17 protein-coding genes are annotated in these 19328 nt (G+C 39.5%); 1 reads left to right on the top strand and 16 read right to left on the bottom strand.

Features of this window, described 5'->3' with window-relative positions:
* Positions 1-732: 732 nt before the first annotated feature.
* Positions 733-1593 carry a hypothetical protein gene (locus MHH70_RS01115; RefSeq protein WP_342472296.1) on the top strand — a complete coding sequence of 287 codons (861 nt, stop codon included), beginning with the start codon at positions 733-735 and terminating at the stop codon, positions 1591-1593.
* Between the two features lie 359 nt (positions 1594-1952).
* Here MHH70_RS01115 and MHH70_RS01110 read toward each other — a convergent pair whose 3' ends face one another.
* From MHH70_RS01110 to nagE, 16 genes are all read right to left on the bottom strand, one after another.
* Positions 1953-2297 (bottom strand): YpoC family protein, encoded by a 345-nt coding sequence (locus MHH70_RS01110; RefSeq protein ID WP_342472295.1) that lies wholly within the window; start codon positions 2295-2297, stop codon positions 1953-1955.
* Positions 2294-2953 carry an endonuclease III gene (gene nth, locus MHH70_RS01105; RefSeq protein WP_342472294.1) on the bottom strand — a complete coding sequence of 220 codons (660 nt, stop codon included), beginning with the start codon at positions 2951-2953 and terminating at the stop codon, positions 2294-2296. Before nth ends, MHH70_RS01110 begins: the two co-directional genes overlap by 4 nt.
* Before the next feature lie 12 nt (positions 2954-2965).
* Positions 2966-3673 carry a DnaD domain-containing protein gene (locus tag MHH70_RS01100; protein WP_107942865.1) on the bottom strand — a complete coding sequence of 236 codons (708 nt, stop codon included), beginning with the start codon at positions 3671-3673 and terminating at the stop codon, positions 2966-2968.
* 153 nt (positions 3674-3826) lie between these two features.
* The gene (asnS, locus tag MHH70_RS01095; RefSeq protein WP_066162571.1) at positions 3827-5122 is read right to left on the bottom strand and encodes an asparagine--tRNA ligase; all 1296 of its coding nucleotides are present in this window, start codon (positions 5120-5122) and stop codon (positions 3827-3829) included.
* Positions 5123-5150: 28 nt separating this feature from the next.
* Entirely contained in the window at positions 5151-6341 is a 1191-nt protein-coding gene (locus MHH70_RS01090; RefSeq protein ID WP_342472293.1) for a pyridoxal phosphate-dependent aminotransferase, read from the bottom strand.
* Positions 6342-6356: 15 nt separating this feature from the next.
* A complete protein-coding gene (locus tag MHH70_RS01085) occupies positions 6357-6839 on the bottom strand; it encodes a DUF5590 domain-containing protein (RefSeq protein WP_066162564.1) in 483 nt (160 codons plus the stop codon).
* Positions 6840-6848: 9 nt separating this feature from the next.
* Entirely contained in the window at positions 6849-7019 is a 171-nt protein-coding gene (locus MHH70_RS01080) for a YpmA family protein (protein WP_066162562.1), read from the bottom strand.
* Positions 7020-7038: 19 nt separating this feature from the next.
* A complete protein-coding gene (gene dinG / locus MHH70_RS01075; protein ID WP_342472292.1) occupies positions 7039-9822 on the bottom strand; it encodes an ATP-dependent DNA helicase DinG in 2784 nt (927 codons plus the stop codon).
* 187 nt (positions 9823-10009) lie between these two features.
* Entirely contained in the window at positions 10010-11185 is a 1176-nt protein-coding gene (locus MHH70_RS01070; protein WP_107942868.1) for an amidohydrolase, read from the bottom strand.
* A gap of 360 nt (positions 11186-11545) precedes the next feature.
* Positions 11546-12307, bottom strand: a complete 762-nt coding sequence (locus MHH70_RS01065; protein WP_066162554.1) for a tRNA threonylcarbamoyladenosine dehydratase — start codon at positions 12305-12307, stop codon at positions 11546-11548.
* Positions 12308-12680: 373 nt separating this feature from the next.
* Positions 12681-13385 carry a glucosamine-6-phosphate deaminase gene (locus tag MHH70_RS01060; protein WP_107942870.1) on the bottom strand — a complete coding sequence of 235 codons (705 nt, stop codon included), beginning with the start codon at positions 13383-13385 and terminating at the stop codon, positions 12681-12683.
* 14 nt (positions 13386-13399) lie between these two features.
* The gene (gene ptsP / locus MHH70_RS01055) at positions 13400-15109 is read right to left on the bottom strand and encodes a phosphoenolpyruvate--protein phosphotransferase (RefSeq protein WP_342472291.1); all 1710 of its coding nucleotides are present in this window, start codon (positions 15107-15109) and stop codon (positions 13400-13402) included.
* Positions 15106-15369 (bottom strand): HPr family phosphocarrier protein, encoded by a 264-nt coding sequence (locus MHH70_RS01050; RefSeq protein ID WP_153061600.1) that lies wholly within the window; start codon positions 15367-15369, stop codon positions 15106-15108. The genes ptsP and MHH70_RS01050 overlap by 4 nt, the downstream gene beginning before the upstream one ends.
* 12 nt (positions 15370-15381) lie before the next feature.
* A complete protein-coding gene (locus tag MHH70_RS01045; protein WP_107942872.1) occupies positions 15382-16098 on the bottom strand; it encodes a sugar isomerase domain-containing protein in 717 nt (238 codons plus the stop codon).
* Positions 16099-16176: 78 nt separating this feature from the next.
* A complete protein-coding gene (gene nagA, locus MHH70_RS01040; RefSeq protein ID WP_342472290.1) occupies positions 16177-17331 on the bottom strand; it encodes an N-acetylglucosamine-6-phosphate deacetylase in 1155 nt (384 codons plus the stop codon).
* A gap of 12 nt (positions 17332-17343) precedes the next feature.
* The gene (nagE, locus tag MHH70_RS01035) at positions 17344-19242 is read right to left on the bottom strand and encodes an N-acetylglucosamine-specific PTS transporter subunit IIBC (RefSeq protein WP_107942874.1); all 1899 of its coding nucleotides are present in this window, start codon (positions 19240-19242) and stop codon (positions 17344-17346) included.
* Positions 19243-19328 lie beyond the last annotated feature (86 nt).

The raw sequence follows: 19328 nt of genomic DNA, 5'->3' as shown, positions 1-19328 counted from the left end.
ATGACATAGTATGAATCACATTATACATCTGTTACAAACGGGAAATTAATATTTCCATTTAGTGTTATCGGCGAATTATTAAAAAAGCAAAAGAAAGTACCAGGCGTGTTTATTAGCCTTTATTTTACAAAGAAAACCTAGAAATTCGTTGATTTCCGTTGCGGGGGACGCTTTCCTCGGGGTGCGGCTTCAACTAATTTATTTCGGCATTCGCCGAAATAAATGGATTTTCAGCTCGCACTGATCCCGATGGAGTCGCCCCCTCCACTCCAATCAACGAATGTATGCCTATTAAAAAAGCATTTCCCCTATAAAATACGTTAATTAATATACATTATTTACATAATCAACACGCCTGAGAAAGTACATCTCTAATCTTGCTAGCTCAAGATAGCGATACAATTTATGCGGAAAATGATGGAATTGTTTTAGTACAAACATTTGGAAATACCGGAGTAGTTGGGGGATACAATGATAGCAAAAAGTTATCATTTTGTAAATTTAGGCTGGGTCATAAGCGATTATAATACTGTGGAAGAAGTAGAACTTTAGAATATTAAATAAGTGCATGGGACCAACTTGAATTGATTTCTTAAGCGGTCTCTATACCGTTACACAAATATATTCCGAAAGGACTGTAAATTTATTAACTTAAAAAAGCTAATCTTCCTATTTGTTATTATGTTTGTATTATTCTTTTTCCGTTTGATTAATGAGAAGGAGAGGGCTTCTATGAGCGACTTAAATACACATCATGAAAAGTCAAGTCAACATACTATAAAAAAAACAACTGAAAGTCGAACAACTGAAATTCACCTAAATCCTGAATATATTATTGACAGGGATTTAAATTCATTTCAAACAGATGAAAAAGGAACTTTAGAAGGATTTATTTGGTATAAATATTCAACAACAAAAGAAAATCAACTTGCTGTTTATGCCTTTTTAGAAAATGATGCTACACCTGTAAATATAGAAATAAATAAGTCTACTGCTCCCTATCATATAATTAATATACCGAAAGAAGGAGGTAAAAAGGTATCGTTCACTATAACCAATCTACCACAAGGTGAACATACGCTCTATATAATAGGGGAAAAAGTGCTTAATCACAGCGTGCAGGACCCTATGGAAATATATGATACACAGAGAACTGTTGCTAGAAACTTTCTTTCTGTAAAAGTGAATAATGAGCATTCAGAAACAGCTACAATTTCAAGCTCTTATATGACAGCGCAAAAAATAGAGGATTTAAAAAATGAAACTTCTGTCATCATGCAAATGTATGAAGATTCTAACTTAATAAAGGAAGCTGAATTGCTAAATCGTAAGGATGAGTATTTTTTAACGATAGAAAATCAATATGATTTCGAATTAAAGGCACATTTAAAGCTGATTTCCGAATATGAAGCTTTTGAATTGCAGCAAATAATTGTTGAACCAAGCTCGAAAGTAGTAGTCCCCCTTAACTTTCAAGCCTATCATTTAATGAATAGCGCTCGGCTCATAATGGTTGCCGCACCTTCAGAGCCATTGCATACTGACTATTCGTTGCGAATTGTTAAAACAACAAAACGAATGAGAGCGTCCTAAAAGCAGTGCATGACCTGCTTTTAGGACGCTTTTAATGATGTTTCATCAAAGAAATAACTAAATAAATAGAGGAGAAAATGTTAGGCTTATCGGCTTGCTTCCAAATTTAAAATAAAGTGAACCTTCAATCAGTGGGGGTTTTCGTACATCCCCCACTGATTGGTAGTTTCGCCAGTCGGGTTTTTACAGGCTGTTTGATCCCCCACTTCAACATCTTGGTTTTACCTGCTGTTTTGAAGTGGGGGTCTTACAGCCTGTTAATACGGGATAAATGTAAAGCGAATTTTTCACTACACTGAAGAGAAGCTCGATTTTTGATATAATCTCTCGATGAAGTGAAAATCACATTGATTGCCCTCCTAAATTTGCAGTCGCAATCTTGCACAACGCTTTTTTGTTTCCTTATAAAGCTCGTCTAACTGACGGTAGCTTGCATATTGGGCTGGGTTAGCTCTAATAAAAGCTAAGCGCTCCCCTCCGTTTAGCGGCAGTAGCTCATAGCTTGCTTGCGTGTCGTAGCCCTCCACCTCTGAAGCAATCATTAAAAATTGCAAAAAGTGCTCAATCCCCTGATGCATAAAGGGCTCTGCTTGCCCATTTCTCGCTTCATGGGCAGCGTGTATTTGTTCACGCAGCTCGTTCCAATTCACATACCACTCGTCAACAGCCTGCTGTGAAATTAGTTGTTTATTGACAGCAATCATTGTTTAACAAGCCCTTTCTTTAGACGCTTTTGCCCTTCCCTGCAATCATCTAATAAAGGGCAAGTGTGACAGCTAGGGTTTTGTGCCTTGCAATGATAGCGCCCAAAGAAAATCATTTGATGATGTGCTTTCGACCATTTTTCAATGGGCGTTTTTTTCATAATTGTTTGCTCTACTTCAAGCACATTATCTTTCCAGCGACAAAGACCTAGACGCTTTGTAATCCGCTCGACATGTGTATCGACTGCCATTGCCGGTATATCAAAGGCTACCGATAATACAACATTCGCAGTTTTGCGCCCGACACCCGGTAATGTGACAAGCTCCTCGCGACTAGCAGGCACTTCACCACCATATTCTGTAAGTAGACGCTGACATAATAATTGAATGTTTTTCGCTTTATTACGATACAGTCCAATGGAGCGTATATCATTTTGCAATTCCTCAATAGATACAGCTAAATAGTCTTCTGGTGTTTTATATTTTTGAAATAAATCTTTTGTCACTTTATTAACAAGCACATCTGTACACTGTGCGGATAATAGTGTCGCAATTGTTAGCTCAAAAGGATTGTCATGCACGAGCTCACAATGCGCATCTGGAAACATTTTATCCATCTCGTCTAAAAAATGCATCCACTGCTTTTTCGTTAGCATCTCGCCGCCCCCTTATTCATTCTCTTCAAGCCAATTATAAAATGCTCGCTTCGGTTTTTTTTCAGCCTGCGCTTGTGGCTGGGTAATTGTGCGTTTACGGAATTGCTCCGCATGTTGCTCCACTTGCTTCACTGTCGTAAAATTTTTCTTTTTCCATTCAAATAAAATACGGTCAATATAGCGCAACGAAAGCTTTCCTGCCAATACAGCTTCCTTCAATGCAGCCCGTATTAACTCAGGGGAGTGCTTATCCACATCTAGCCATGCATTAATGTTTTCAAGCTCCATCGGTGATAACAGACGACCAAATTCCTGCTCAAACACCGAAAAAATAGCCCCTTCCTCTTTTTTCTGCTGCTCGTTATTTGTAGTAATTGTTTTTGCTTCTAATAGTGTGATGATACGTTTCCACAATGGATACAAAGAATATTTTTCATAAATCTTCCCATCTGAATCAACATCATGTGTAATTTCGATAAAACCTTTTTGCAAAAATCGCTGTATTTTAATTGAAATTTCATTTGCAGCAAAGAAGGTTCTTGCCATCAAATCATCTGGTGTTGGAAAGTCATTACCTTCTTCGTAAAATGCTAGCAAATGGAGAAGCAACATAGCATCATCATCACGAATATGAAGCTCTTTATAATGTTGAAAAAATAGCTGTGGGATTGTGATATTTTTTTGTCCTACCCAAATGCGAAGTTGCTCATTGCTTGTCATAATTGGTATGAATCCTTTCCTAGCTTATTCATAAGAGAAGGCTGTCGAGAAAGTAAAGTTTACTTTCAAGCAGCCCAAAATCAAATTTTACTTATTCATTTATGAAGATGCGTCCAACAAGCATGCCAAGCACTGCTTTTCAGACGGACCTTATTAAGGATATAAACGGTTTAATAAACGTGGGAATGGAATTGTCTCACGAATATGCTCTGTTCCCGAAATCCAAGCAACTGTACGCTCTAAGCCTAAGCCAAAGCCTGAGTGCGGTACTGCACCGTATTTACATAATTCTAAATACCAAGCGTATGCAGCCATATCTAAGTCATGCTCTTCAAGGCGAGATTTTAATAATTCATAATCATAAATACGCTCAGAACCACCGATAATTTCACCGTAGCCCTCTGGTGCAATTAAGTCTGCGCAAAGCACGACATCGTCACGCTCTGGGTGTGGCTGCATATAGAATGGCTTAATGCCCGTCGGATAGCATGTAATAAATACAGGCTTATCGTAATGGTTAGCAATTGCTGTTTCGTGCGGTGCACCGAAATCATCGCCCCACTCAATATCATCAAAGCCTTGCTCATGTAAAAATTTAATTGCATCATCGTATGAAATACGCGGGAATGGTGCTTTAATAGTTTCAAGCTTCGATGTATCACGACCTAAGCGCTCTAAATCAAGCTTACAATTTGCTAATACAGATTGGACGATATGCTCAACATACTGCTCCTGAACCTCCAAGCTTTCGTCATGCTCAACGAATGCCATCTCCGGCTCAATCATCCAAAACTCAATTAAATGACGACGCGTTTTTGATTTTTCAGCTCGGAATGTCGGACCGAATGAAAATACGCGTCCTAATGCCATTGCTGCAGCCTCCATATAGAGCTGACCTGATTGTGAAAGATAGGCATCTTCATCAAAATATTTCGTAGCGAATAGTTCGGATGTTCCTTCTGGTGCAGAGCCAGTTAAAATAGGTGGGTCCATTTTCGTAAAACCGTTATTATTGAAAAACTCGTAAGTCGAACGAATCACTTCGTTACGAATATTCATAATCGCATGTTGTCTGCGTGAACGTAGCCATAAATGACGATTATCCATTAAAAATTCTGTACCATGCTCTTTTGGCGTAATTGGGAAATCAACTGCCTCATGAAGTACTTCAATGCCTGTTACATTCATTTCACAGCCAAACGTTGAACGCTCATCGGCCTTCACTTCACCGATAATGTACATAGATGTTTCTTGCGTTAAGCCTTTTGCCTTTGCGAACAGCTCCTCGCCAACTTCTTCCTTTACGACAACACCTTGAACGAAGCCTGTGCCATCACGTAATTGTAAAAAGGCAATTTTGCCGCTTGAACGCTTATTTGCAAGCCATGCGCCTAATTTAACTGTCTCCCCGATATGCTGTGGCATATCTTTAATCATAATTTTCTTCATAATATCCTCCAACTACAAAAAGCAATGCTTATTGCCATTTTGATTTTACAAATTTGTCTATACGACGAACCGCCTCTTCTAATAATTCATAAGAAAGGGCATAGGATAAACGAATTGTCGTATTTGTACCGAAGCCTGAGCCCGGTATTACAGCTACATTTGCCTCTGTTAATAGACTTTCCGCAAATGCATCGACATTATCATAACCTGTTTTCTCCATTGCTTCGGCTACATCTGGTAGTAAGTAAAAAGCTCCTTCTGGCTTTAATAATTTAAAGCCCGGAATCGCCGCAATTTGCGGATAAATTTTTTCCAAGCGCGATGCAAATGCATGTCGCATTTCTTCTACAGCGTCTTGTGGACCATTGTAAGCTTCGATTGCTGCATATTGGGCAGTCGTCGTAGCATTTGAAGTAGAGTGAGATGCTAAGTCTGTCATCGCATTAATAATTTCTGCATCACCCGCTGCATAGCCGATGCGCCAGCCTGTCATCGAATGCGATTTTGCTAAGCCATTAATAACAATTGTGCGCGCTTTAATCGCTGGTGAAATTTGTGCGATTGAAAAATGCTTATTTCCATTGTATAAAAGCTTTTCATAAATTTCATCTGAGACGATTAAAATATCATGCTTTTCAGCGACTTCTGCTAATGCCTCTAGCTCTTCTCGGCTATACACCATTCCCGAAGGATTAGATGGCGAGTTAATAATAACAGCTTTCGTTTTTTCTGTGATGGCAGCAGCCAATTGCTGTGCTGTTATTTTATATTGCTGCTCGCTTGTTCCCTCGATGTATACTGGTACCCCACCTGCTAGCTTCACTTGCTCGGGATAGGATACCCAGTACGGGATTGGAATGATGACCTCATCACCTTCATTTAAAATAACTTGGAACAATGTGTAAAGCACATGCTTCGCCCCAACACCGACAATAATTTCGTTTGCCTTATAAGTGAGCGCATTATCGCGCTGTAGCTTCGCAATTATTGCTTGCTTTAATGCTGGTAAGCCACCTGCTGGCGTATATTTTGTTAAACCTTGCTGCATTGATTTCGCTGCTGCATCTAAAATATTTTGTGGCGTATTAAAATCAGGCTCACCTGCGCCTAATCCAATAACATCAATACCTTGTTCCTTCAATTCCTTCGCCTTTGCAGTAATTGCAAGAGTCGAGGATGGCGTTAAAGTTTTTACACGGTTTGCTAACAGTTGTTTCAAATGAAATCTACTCCTCTACAAGTTCAAAATACGTTTCCACCATTGACCGTCTTCAAACAAAATATACACATAATTGAGTTGGTCTGTATTGTTCAAATATGTAATTTCCCACACAGCACCTTGCTCTTCAAAGCCTAATTTTGTATGAAGTATCTTTTTTACTGTCGCCTCATCATGCAACACTGCCAGCGCTTGTTCTTTCGTAATTCCGTCCTGCAAAAACACTTCCTGAATCGCATCTTCTTCTAAAGTGATTGGAACAAAAATTGCTTTTTCCTTACCATATTCGTCTACCCCGAACACAGTAATATACGGCTTATTCCCATTATAGGCATAAGATTCCGAAACAATCGCGAGCGATTTTGTGACGAGCGCTAATTGCTCAGCCTGCTTCTCCATTTTATTAAATGGCGCATTGGCTTTCCAGAGTACTAAAATGGAGATAACAAGTGACAAAGAGACGAGAAAGACTGTACTAAAAATTATCCACTTTTTCATTGAATCACCTTAAGTGCGATAAATTGTGAAAACTGCTTTCTCTTGATCTTCAGGGTCGAGCGCTAAACCAAACATTAAATTTTGCTCCTTTAATGTTCGATTTAGCGTGTCGACAATTTTATATAGATCAGATTGGTAGTTTATTTTCACAACTGATAATACTTCGACTTTACTTTCCATTATTGTCAACCTGCTTTCTTTACTCATGTCTGTTATTATACCAATTTCCAAGCGCTTGTACCATATGTTCGAGAGATAGTTTTTGAATAGAAATCGGTGGCAATGCTGAAAGAAATTCCTTCCCATATGATTTAGCGTCAATTCGACGGTCTAAAATAATAAATGCACCACTATCCTGTGAGGACCTGATTAAACGCCCAAAGCCCTGCTTAAATCGTAACACCGCCTCAGGTAAAGCTAGCTGTGTAAAAGCATTATGCCCTTTCGCTTGCAGCATTTGAGATTTCGCTTTAAAGGCTGGCTCATTTGGCGCGGAAAATGGTAGGCGTACAACGATGACCGCAGCTAGCCCATCCCCCGGCACATCGACCCCCTCCCAAAAACTATTTGTACCAAATAAAACGGAATGACTAAACTTTTGGAATGATTTTAATAAACGCATGCGACTCCCCGCAGTAATCCCTTGCGCAAATAGCATATAATCATCTAACAATTTGCTTTCTTGAATTAACAGTACTGTTTTTCGCAGCATATCCTGAGAAGTAAACAGCACGAAGCAGCGTCCCTCAGTTGTGCGCACAATCCTCGTTATCGCATAAGCCATTTCTTCAATATATTCATGCTGTGACACAGTTTGAATATCTGGCATATCTGTGACGATAAAGCAGCGTGCCCCTTGATAATAGCTTGAGGCTGCTTGTAATTGATGAATCGGGACATCTTGCGTAATGCCAAGCTGGTCTGCTATAAAGCGCTCATTATTTGGCACTGTTAAAGTACCTGATGTCCAAATAATTGCTGTTCGTTCTCGGATAGATGCAAATAATTGCTCGATGCTAGATGTGACATGGAGCGGCTTCTTCAATAATTGAATGCTGCCCGGTATGCTGCGCCGGTCCAACTCAAACCATGCAAAATAATCCGCCTGCCTCATGACAAATAACTCGTCCCATTCTGCGACCTTGATTTTAAATTCGTGTATCCAATATTGCCATTCATCTAAAATATATTGCTCTGTGCGCGTAATCTCCTCACGATGCTCGTAAAACATCTGTAAAATATGCTCCGCACTATCAATCCAATTTTGCATTAAATTTGATACTTGTGCACAGTGCTGTACATCGATGGAGAGCTCTGACAGCATTACGCTTTGCTTCATCTCCTGTCGGTGAGCTTGGCGTATTATGCGCTGTAGCTGTGAGGTAAAGGCTTGCATCACATCATCAAACATGACAACTAAGCGATGAAAGCTTTGCTCTGCCTGCTTGAATAGTCGTTTTGGTACACGCCCTGTTATTAAAGCGACTTGCTGCAGTTTATCAAAAAGCTGCCCTTCCCCTGGCAAACCAATTTGTCCAAATATATATTTCCATGCAGTATAGGAGAAGATTTTCTCATCCTGCTGCACGGCTGCTTGAATAAATTGATGGGCTTCATCAATAATCCATCCGCCAATCGTATCGAATAATTGCTCTTGGCGCACTAAATCAGCTAAAAGCATCGCATGATTTGTCATAATAATATCCGCATGTCTGCTTTGTTCAATTGCGTAGCTGTAAAAATCAAATTGCTGCGCCGCCGTCCACTGTAATTTGCGGATTTTTTCTAAAAAAAGCTGTCCGCCACCTGACATATTCAACTCGCTTAAATCACCTGTTTCGGTTTTTGCTAACCATGTAATGACTTGTGCAATCGCCAAAGCCTCATCATATGATTCATCATCTACTTTTAAAATTTGAGCAAAGCGTCCAATATCAATATAATTTTGCATCCCTTTTAATAAAGCAATATGCACACGCTCACCAGTTATTTGCTCTAGCTTAACAAACTCCTCATATACTAATTGCTCTAGCAAATTAGATGTATATGTGCTAATGCCTATTTTTCTTCCACTTTGCTTTGCATAGTAAAAAGACGGCAACAAATAGGATAAGGTTTTGCCGATGCCTGTAGATGCTTCAATTATTGTTTCTTGTTGGTCTTGTAAGCTATGCCAAACAATATCCATCATTTGAAATTGCTGTGGTCGCTCCTCGAAGGATGGAAGTGCTTTTTGAAGTAAGGCAAGCTTCTCTTTACGTGTTTTTGGATATTCATTTTCTGCTGCTGTTTTTTGTTTATTCATAGGTGGTCGCTTAATAGCTAGCTCGTAAGCATAAAGATAACCTTCCTCTGCCACCACTTTGCTACGCTTTATATGAAGTGCTGCAAATAATAGATGTGAAATATCAGATTTCAACCGAAACGAGCGTTTATGTAGCTGTTCAATTGTTGTTTGCGGCAATGATAATAGCTCGTTCCAGCAAGCTTTTAGCAATTTTGCCGTCGCCTTCGCATCATCATCAGCACGATGCGCTTGCTTTAGTGGAATATTTAACTCCTGAGCTAGGTCACCTAATTTATAGCTTAATGCAGTCGGAAAAACGATTTTAGAAAGCTCTACAGTGTCCAGCTTTTTCCCTCGCCACGTTGGGAAGCCAGCCCGACTTAGCTCTGCCTGTAAAAATGCTAAATCGAAATCCGTATTGTGGGCCACAAAGATAGCATCCTGTAATAAATCATAAATCGTTTGGCCGTATGCTTCAAATGCCCCCGCCTTCGCTACATCCGTATCTGTAATATTAGTTAAGTCTTGAATAAATAAAGGAATTGGCTGCTGTGGATTTATAAAAGTTGTAAATGTCTTTTCAATATGCCACTCCTTCATAATAACAATGGCAATTTGAATAATGCGATCACCATTTATATACGAATGACCTGTCGTTTCCAAATCCACTATTGCATATTTTTGACTTTCCATCATTATCAACTCACTGTTCATTTCGAATAGACAAATTTTATCATAGAAAGGCTTGTTGGTCATGTGACTGCTCTACCGAAAGAGCGAAATATGGTCTTTCACTAGAATTATTTTGTTTTATGAGCGAGTTATTCTTTTGACCTATTACATAAAAAAGTGAAACCAAAGTTGGCTTCACTTTTTCAGTAATTTATGACTGCTGTAAATAAGATAATGTTGCATGCCCAAGCGTGTTAGCAGCAATTAATAACGCTCTTTCATCAATATCGAATTTGGGATGATGGTGGGGGTAAGCGATTTCCCATTCTGGATTTTTCGCTCCTGTGAAATAAAATGTACCAGGCACTTTTTCTAAATAATAAGCAAAGTCTTCTGCGCCCATTGCTAAGTCAGCTACGACAAGCTCCTCTACTTTCGGCACTTTTGTTACTTCTTCCATAAAGCGACGCGTCGTTTCCGCATCGTTTATAACAGGAGCGTAGCCTCGACTATAGTTATACGTGTAATCAGCCCCGTAAAGTAAACAAGCTGATTTCAATACTTCTTCAAGCTCTTTTTCAATTTGGTCGCGTACGTTGGCATCAAATGTTCGAACAGTTCCTTTTAAAACAGCCGAGTCTGCGATTACATTGAATGGATTTACAGCTTCAAAATGACATACAGATACGACGGCTGGTCGAACAGGATTAACACGTCGACCGACTACTTGCTGTGCTGACACAACGAACTGCGAGCCAATCATTACAGCATCCTTCGTATCATGAGGGGATGCACCGTGCCCTCCCTTTCCATGAATAGTAATTTCAAATCCATCCGCAGCAGCCATCAAAGGTCCTTCCTTTACTGAAATAGCCCCTAAAGGAACGCCAGCAGATAAATGTGTGCCATAAATAACATCTACACCATCTAAACAGCCATCCTCAATCATTGGCAACGCCCCACCCGGAGTCACCTCTTCACCAAATTGATGAATAAAGACAATTGTCCCTGCAATATGCTCACGCATTTTATTTAACGCTTTCGCTAAAACCATTAAGGTTGCGGTATGTCCATCATGGCCACATGCGTGCATTTTCCCATCGATTTTGGACTTATAGGAAAATGTATTTTGTTCCTGAATAGCCAAAGCATCGAAATCCGCGCGTAGTGCTACAGTTTTCCCGGGTTTTGTACCATGTAATTTTGCCACGACACCCCGCCCGCCAACAAATTCTCTTACGTCATGTCCTAATGCACGATGGTACTCAGCTATATACTTTGGTGTTTCTACTTCCTCATGAGATAGCTCTGGATTTTCATGTAAATATCTACGAATTTCGACCATTTCCTCAAAATACTGTTCTAAAAGCTCATATAAATCATTCATTTTTCTTCCCTCCAAAACTATTTTTCTGACTATTTTTAATAGTAGCAAAATATTAATAGCAAGTCACGAGGGTAATTAATAATTATAGACATTTAAGCAATTATGTCACAGCTAACTATATTCCGATTCCTTCGAGTTAACTTGAAATCACCAACGGTTAATTGACCCGCATCATGCAAACCTTTCTTTGATAACCGCCGGAGGTTTTATGCGGGTCATTCAGTCATCATCTTACTACGCAATCTTCATAGGCTGAGTTTCTCTTCAGCAACGGGTTAAAAGAAGTTAAAAAACAGTAAATGGTTGTCAGAAAAACATGCGAGTGCAGCATTTTCTGACAACCATTTAATTTTATAACTATTAATCATTCACACGAGCAATATGAATATCCTTAACAATTGTATTGACAACCCAGCTCGCTGCGATTAAACCTGCTACAGATGGTACGAAAGCATTGGAAGCCGGTGGCATTTTTGCTTTGCGGATTGTAGCATCAGGCTTACCTACATGCTGTACAACGTCTTCACGCACAACGACAGGGGATTCGTCTGAAAAGACGACCATAACGCCTTTTTTAATGCCCTCTTTGCGTAGCTTCGTACGAATAATCTTTGCTAGAGGATCTGTATGCGTTTTTGAAATATCCGCGATTTGGAAACGTGTAGGGTCCATTTTATTAGCTGCACCCATGCTTGAAATAATCGGAATATTACGTTTTAGGCATTCCTTCATTAAATGAATTTTATACATAACTGTATCACTTGCATCAATTACATAGTCGATGCCCTGTGCAAAAAATTGCTCATATGTTTCTTCGGTATAAAACATATGCATATCGATAACTTCACATTCAGGGTTTATATCTGCAATGCGCTCCTTCATCACTGCTGATTTGGATTTACCGACGGTTGATAAATAAGCAACTAATTGACGATTAACATTTGTAATATCCACATTGTCCTTATCCACTAAAATAATACGTCCGATACCACTACGTGCGCACGCTTCGGCTGCAAAGGAACCTACGCCACCTACCCCTAAAATAGCAACTGTCGTATTTTTTAAAAGCGCTAATCCTTCACTTCCTATTGCAAGCTCATTGCGCGAAAATTGATGTAACATAAATTCTCTCTCCATCTTTCAAAATTATTTTGCATGGCTACCAAAAAGATTTACACAAGTGCATTTCTTACATTTTTATAGAGTGTTTCTCACGCTGATAAAGCCACCTTTTATTGAATTACTAGTACTTTGATAAAAATGTATACAAACTGGTCAAAAATCTAGATTCCTTCCATTCATCCAAAAAATTAGTTATACTTTTTTATTTTAAATTTTAGCGGAAAGACTTTCAAGTCCGTGTTTTTAACCTTTCAAAAATCATTCTCACTTTTCTACCTCAAAAATAGCAATGGCTGTCTGAAAAATGGCATGTTAGCCTACTTTTCAGACAGCCTCTTTATTATACTTGAAAAATATATACAAAAAATCGCAATTAGGCAAGTGAAATATTTAAGTCTGTTAATACTAATACATTCGCATGTTGCTGTAATGCTGTAACTGGTGAATCTACAGTTTGTGCGTCTTGGAATAAAGATTCCAAAGCTGCTCGCTTTTTCTCTCCAACAGCAATTAGTAGCACTTCTTTTGATTGCAAAATATTAGCAATTCCCATCGTAATTGCTTTTACAGGTACTTCATCAATCGAATTGAAATAGCGGGCATTTGCCTGACGTGTTGATTCAGTTAATGTAACAGCATGCGTTTTTTTAGAAAATGATGTGCCAGGCTCATTGAAGCCGATATGTCCATTTTCCCCTACTCCTAAAAGCTGAACATCAATTGGGTGCTGTTCAAGTAAATCATTGTAATGCTGTACTTCTCGCTCTATATCCTCCGCTAAACCATTAGGAAGATAGCTTTTTTTAAATGGCTTTTGCTCAAAAAGCTCCTTTTGCATGTATGTAAAGTAACTTTCTGGATGCGTGTCAGGCAAGCCAATATATTCATCTAAATTAAAGCTCGTACAATTTGAAAAGTCTACATCGCTTTGACGTAAATTTTTATAGAGGGGTTGCATCGTTCCACCAGTAGCTAAACCAAATGTCTTTGCACCATCCTTTACTTTTTGCTGTAAAAATTGTGCGGCAAAGTCATAAAGCTCATCGATATTTTCAAAAGATTTCAATTGTATTGCCATAAATATTTTCCCCCTTAATGATTGTACACTCGATTAGCCCAGTCTTTGATTTGCTCAGCTGATTCGCATGCCAAAAGTTTATCTGCTTGCTGTTGTAAAGCTTGTTTATTTAACTTCAATAAATTTTCCCGCGCAGGTAATACGGCGCTTGCACTCATCGACAATTCATCCAATCCTAATGCTAAAAGTACAGGTAATGCAAGTGGTTCGCCAGCCATTTCACCGCACATTCCGGTCCAAATACCATGCTTACGAGCACTTGAAGCCACTTGCGCAATTAAGCGAATAATTGCTGGATGGAATGGCTCATATAAATAAGCAATCGACTCATTCATGCGGTCGGCTGCAAATGTATACTGAATTAAATCGTTTGTACCGATTGAGAAGAAATCAACCTCACGTGCTAAAACATCTGCAAAAATTGCTGCTGACGGCACTTCAATCATAATGCCTATTTCATATTCACCGATAGTTACACCTTCATTTACTAAAGCATCATGCTGTATTTGTAAAATACTTTTCGCCTGACGTAGCTCCTGAATTGTTGCAATCATTGGGAACATAATTTTCAAATTACCGTATTTGCTTGCGCGTAATAATGCGCGAAGCTGTGTAACGAATATGTCTTCATTTGCTAAAGAAAGCCGAATAGCACGCTGACCTAAAAAAGGATTTTCCTCTTTCGGTAACTGCCAATATTCTAAATGCTTGTCACCACCTATATCAAGTGTACGCACAACGACTGGCTTATTATTCATTTTTTCAAGTACTGCTTTATAGAGTTCAAACTGTTGCTCCTCTGTAGGTAATGAAGTGCTATCCATATATAAAAACTCTGTACGGAATAAACCGACACCGTCAGCACCTACTTTTAAAACGGCTTCTACATCTTGAACGCTACCAATATTCGCTACGAGCTCAACATGCACACCGTCTTCTGTCACGCTTTCTTTATTCGCGAATTGCTGTAACTGTATTTCTCGCTGTGCTTGCACTGCCATACGCTGCTCCGCTGCTTGTCGAATGCCTTCTGATGGATTGATTGTTAATTGTCCAGATACACCGTCCAACAACACAAGCTCATCATGTGCAATTGTTTCCGCTTCCTTTACACCTACAACAGCTGGAATTTGCAATGTTCTTGCTAGAATCGCTGTATGTGATGTACGTCCACCTATTGTCGTAATAAAGCCCTTCACAAATTGCTTATTTAATTGAGCTGTTACAGATGGCGATAAATCGTAAGCAATTAATACAACTTCCTCGTCAATTTGAGATACATCAGGTAGCACTTTACCAAGTAAAGAGGCTAAAATACGGCGCGCAACATCCTCAATATCTGCTGCACGCTGACGCATATATTCATTATCCATTTGGCTGAATAAATCGATAAATTGCTGTGCTATTTTTTGCAAAGCTTTTTCTGCTTGCACATGCTGGTCGATTTCCCCTTCAATGGCCGCATGGAAATCAGGGTCTTGTAACACAAGTAAGTGGGCAGAAAAAATTTCTGCCTCCTCCTCACCGACCATCAAAATCGCATAATCACGAATTTTCTCAAGCTGCGTTTTTGCATTCGCAACCGCCAGATGAAAGCGTTGCTTTTCCGCAGATGGCTCAATCGTGTCTCGCTCGGTAATCGATAAGTCAGGCTCTGCTAAGCGATACGCTTTTGCAACAGCTACGCCCTCCGAAACCGCAATGCCTTGCAATTGTCTCATCATTGACCAATTCCTTGTGTTTTGATTACTTCCTCCACCTTTGCAAGTGCAGCAGCCGCATCATCGCCTTCAGCTCTTACCGTAATAGCACCGCCAGATGGAATAGCAAGCGCCATAACACCCATAATTGATTTTAAATTGGCTTCACGACCATTGTAAGCAATTGTTACATTTGATTGAAATGGAGCAACTCCTTGCACTAATAATGTACATGGGCGAGCGTGTAATCCTTCTGCTGCTGTAATTGTGAAAGTTTTTTCCATGATAAATTCCTCCTAATTGAATGTAATTCTGTTTTCAAACTGCCTGCAGTATTTATCGTTTTGAGAAGTAGACTGGTTAATATTATTACTAACAAACACAGGTGCTTCTTGCTGTACTGCTAATAGCTGTTCAATAACCATACTAACGAATGCGTTGAGCAATGCTGCACCAACAACTGTAGAGCTTGCTCCATATTGATAGTCACCGCTTTGTAAAACCCCATCTCCAATAGGCACTGACGTATTAAAAACGGCGTCCACAATTTGCTCTAAACGCATGCCACTACTATGTGTGCTTTCCTGTTCAGTATAGCATAATGATTGCAAAGAAATAACAAATGCCCCTCGTTCCTTCGCTTCAAATGCCATTTCAATTGGTGCGGCATTGCGACCTGAAGTCGAAATAATAATGACTATATCTTCTGGTCGAATATCAAACAAATGGCGATGTGCGAGCACAACCCCTTCTTTTCGCTCATTACGCGAAGATGTAGTAGGTCCTGCAGCAAGCATTAATGGCTCAATATAAATCGCTTTAACTGGCACGAGTCCACCAGCACGATAAAATAGTTCCTCAGCTAGCAGGAAGGAATGCCCTGCACCGAATAGCTGTATAATACCGCCTTTTCCAATCTTCTTAGCCGTCATTTCGGCAACTTCTTTTAATTGTTCTTCTTGTTGCCCCACCTTATTCAGCAATTGCTGAATATTTTTAAAATATTGATGCATTTACTCACCCCGCAATCCTAAGTAATTATTTATTATTTTACTGTGTTTTATCGTTAAAATAAAACTTTTTAAAGAAGTTTAATGTCTGTCTGTTGATGCAGAGTAAACGATTTGACCATTAACAATCGTATATTGTACTTGGAAATTTTCATCGATAATTACTAAATCCGCATCTTTTCCAACCTCAATATAGCCTTTTTGTGATAAACCTAGCTGTTTTGCGGCGTTGAATGAAGACATTTGAGCAAGTTCCTGCCAAGATGCACCGGTTGCCTGCTGCATATTCCGAAGTGCATCATTCATTTTCAAAACGCTACCGGCAAGTGCACCGTTTGCTAAATGAGCCCCCGATTTTGTCACATGGACTTCCTGCCCGCCTAAATCATATTCTCCATAAGCCAACCCTTTTGCCCGCATCGCATCTGTAATTAAAATGATTTTTTCTGAACCTTTCAAACGGTATGCTAAATCAACCATTTCTGGATGTATATGAATAAAGTCAACAATCATTTCGACATATACATCCTTTTCTAATAAAACAGTCCCTACAACGCCTGGCTCTCTATGATGCATTGCCCTCATTTGATTATACAAATGCGTTCCTTGTGTGACGCCCTGTGCAATAGCTTCTTTTGTTTCCCTTGCTGTAGCATTAGAGTGACCAATTGAAACGACAACCCCTAACTGCTGTGCATAGTTGACAAGCTCCATTCCTTGTTCTGGCGCAATAGTCATTTGTTTAATTGCGTTGCCACTTAATTCATGCCAACGTCGATATTTCTCAATTGAAGGCAATTGTATATACTCAATTGGCTGTGCACCTGCGCAATGAGGCGATATAAAGGGACCCTCTAAATGAATGCCTAATAAATTGGCTTCTCCCATTCCTTGCTGGAATCTCGCTACATTTTGCAATGCTGCTTCAATTATCGCTTCACTTTGCGTCATCGTCGTCGCTAAAAAGCTTGTTGTTCCCTCTGCTACAAGTGCAGTAGCAAATTGATGGAGCGACGTAATTGTCGCATCCATCGTATCAACACCATTCGCCCCATGAATATGCATATCAATAAAGCCAGGTAAGCAATAATATCCTGTACAATCTATTCCTATAGCATTTTCATTCGTTTTTGTTATAGCCGCAATTTGTGTTCCTTCAATTTTCACACTACAATGCTCTGTTAAACAATCATGATTCACAACTGTAACATTTTCTAAAATGAGTGGCTTCGTCATAACTATCAGTCCTTAATTAATTTCAATATGAATTGCTTCTCCACTTTGTAGTTTGCCGCTTTCTTTCACTTTAATTTCCTTACCTTGTAAATTAGTAAATACGACAGGAGTGACAATTGATGGTGCTGCTGCGCTGACTAAAGGTAAATCAACTTTCAATAGCGGGTCACCTTTTTTCACCGTTTGACCTTGCTTAACGAATGTTTCAAAGCCTTCGCCATTTAATTTTACAGTGTCTAAACCTACATGAATTAAAATTTCTGTACCGTCTGCCGTTAGTAAGCCAATCGCATGCTGCGTTGGGAATATCATTGCAACCTCACCATCTACCGGTGAAACGAATATGCCATCAGTAGGGTTTACCGCAAAGCCCGGTCCCATCATACCTGTTCCGAATACTTGGTCGGGCACAGCTGTTAATGGTAATAGCTCACCTGTTGCAGGCATCGCTACATCCATTACGGCATTTACTGCTGGCTTTTGCTGCTCTTCATTTGGCATGATAGCTTCATTTTTTAATGGTGGATGCCCTTGCTTTAATCTCGTTTTCATCGCATCACCTAAAAACTCAACGGATGGTCCGATTACAACTTGTGCTGCTGTTTTGCTCATGCGCATAACGCCTCTTGCTCCGTAGCGTTTTAATAAGGCTTCATCGATTGCTGTCACATCCTTTAATGACATACGTAAACGTGTTGCACAATAATCAACTTCACTTATATTCGCTGGACCGCCAAGCCCTTCAATCATATAAAAAGCTTTTGTATCTAACACTTCATCTGCTGAACCTACAAGCTCTGCCTCTTCCTCATCATCCTCACGTCCAGGTGTTTTTAAATCCAATATTTTAATTAAGAAGTAGAATACAATGAAGTAAATTGCACCGAATACTAAGCCTATTAAAATAATTAATGCTGGCCTCGTCGCTATACCAAAATTTAGTAAATAGTCACTTAAACCCGCCGAGAAACCAAAGCCGTGTAATACACCTAGTGCTTCTGTAATATATAATGATACACCCGTTAATACAGCATGCACAAAGTATAATACTGGTGATAAGAACATAAAAGTAAATTCAATTGGCTCTGTTACCCCAGTTAAAAATGCGGTTAAAGCGATGGATAGGAACATCCCACCTACCGCAGCACGCTTTTCCTTTTTCGCGGCAAAATACATTGCTAAACATGCCGCTGGCAAACCGAACATCATAATCGGGAAAAAGCCTGCTAAAAACGTTCCTGCTGTTGGGTCTCCAGCTAAGAAACGGTTAATATCACCTTTCACAACATTCCCAGCTGCATTCGTAAATGAGCCGAAATCGAACCAAACAATCGTATTCATAACGTGGTGAAGACCGACTGGAATTAATAAACGGTTAAAGAAGCCATATAAGCCTACACCTAAACCACCTGCACCTAAAATCCATCCTGCCCCACTATCAATTACGGATTGAATAGGTGGCCAAATGACACCGAAAACAAATACTAATACGGTCATTGTAATCGATGTAATAATCGGTACGAAGCGCCTACCACCAAAGAAGGATAACCATTCTGGAAATTTCACGTTATAAAACTTATTGTATAATAACCCTGCAATAATACCTGAAATAATACCGCCAAACACACTCATATTAATCGCTTCATCGTATGCTTTTAAGCCACTAGTTAATACTAGATAGGCGATTGCACCTGCAAGCGCAGCTCCTCCGCTCGTATCAAAGGCTAACCCCATCGCAATTCCGATAGCAAATATAAGTGGTAGATTGCCTAAAATACCGTCACCAGCTGCTGCAATGATAGGTAAATTCAGCATATCCTCTTGCCCAAAACGAACGAGCAATGCTGCTGCTGGTAAGGTGGCAATTGGAAACATTAATGATTTACCAATCTTCTGTAAAAAAGCTAACATTGAATAATCCCCCTTTAATCTTTGGACTAGTTGTCTATACAAGTATACATAAAATGAAAACGCTTTTCTAGATTATTTTAAAAGAA

Source organism: Metasolibacillus sp. FSL H7-0170 (assembly GCF_038593115.1).
Classification (GTDB): domain Bacteria; phylum Bacillota; class Bacilli; order Bacillales_A; family Planococcaceae; genus Metasolibacillus; species Metasolibacillus fluoroglycofenilyticus.
The sequence above is the reverse complement of the archived record's forward strand: the minus strand, read 5'-3'. Positions and strand labels throughout refer to the sequence as shown.

What these genes read in the sequence shown, in the direction of transcription:
- nth (WP_342472294.1), bottom strand. Translation starts at nt 2,953, where the DNA reads ATGCTAACGAAAAAGCAGTGGATGCATTTTTTAGACGAGATGGATAAA.
- MHH70_RS01115 (WP_342472296.1), top strand. Translation starts at nt 733, where the DNA reads ATGAGCGACTTAAATACACATCATGAAAAGTCAAGTCAACATACTATA.
- MHH70_RS01100 (WP_107942865.1), bottom strand. Translation starts at nt 3,673, where the DNA reads ATGACAAGCAATGAGCAACTTCGCATTTGGGTAGGACAAAAAAATATC.
- MHH70_RS01045 (WP_107942872.1), bottom strand. Translation starts at nt 16,098, where the DNA reads ATGCATCAATATTTTAAAAATATTCAGCAATTGCTGAATAAGGTGGGG.
- asnS (WP_066162571.1), bottom strand. Translation starts at nt 5,122, where the DNA reads ATGAAGAAAATTATGATTAAAGATATGCCACAGCATATCGGGGAGACA.
- MHH70_RS01110 (WP_342472295.1), bottom strand. Translation starts at nt 2,297, where the DNA reads ATGATTGCTGTCAATAAACAACTAATTTCACAGCAGGCTGTTGACGAG.
- MHH70_RS01065 (WP_066162554.1), bottom strand. Translation starts at nt 12,307, where the DNA reads ATGTTACATCAATTTTCGCGCAATGAGCTTGCAATAGGAAGTGAAGGA.
- nagE (WP_107942874.1), bottom strand. Translation starts at nt 19,242, where the DNA reads ATGTTAGCTTTTTTACAGAAGATTGGTAAATCATTAATGTTTCCAATT.
- MHH70_RS01080 (WP_066162562.1), bottom strand. Translation starts at nt 7,019, where the DNA reads ATGGAAAGTAAAGTCGAAGTATTATCAGTTGTGAAAATAAACTACCAA.
- MHH70_RS01070 (WP_107942868.1), bottom strand. Translation starts at nt 11,185, where the DNA reads ATGAATGATTTATATGAGCTTTTAGAACAGTATTTTGAGGAAATGGTC.
- MHH70_RS01060 (WP_107942870.1), bottom strand. Translation starts at nt 13,385, where the DNA reads ATGGCAATACAATTGAAATCTTTTGAAAATATCGATGAGCTTTATGAC.
- dinG (WP_342472292.1), bottom strand. Translation starts at nt 9,822, where the DNA reads ATGATGGAAAGTCAAAAATATGCAATAGTGGATTTGGAAACGACAGGT.
- nagA (WP_342472290.1), bottom strand. Translation starts at nt 17,331, where the DNA reads ATGACGAAGCCACTCATTTTAGAAAATGTTACAGTTGTGAATCATGAT.
- MHH70_RS01050 (WP_153061600.1), bottom strand. Translation starts at nt 15,369, where the DNA reads ATGGAAAAAACTTTCACAATTACAGCAGCAGAAGGATTACACGCTCGC.
- MHH70_RS01085 (WP_066162564.1), bottom strand. Translation starts at nt 6,839, where the DNA reads ATGAAAAAGTGGATAATTTTTAGTACAGTCTTTCTCGTCTCTTTGTCA.
- ptsP (WP_342472291.1), bottom strand. Translation starts at nt 15,109, where the DNA reads ATGATGAGACAATTGCAAGGCATTGCGGTTTCGGAGGGCGTAGCTGTT.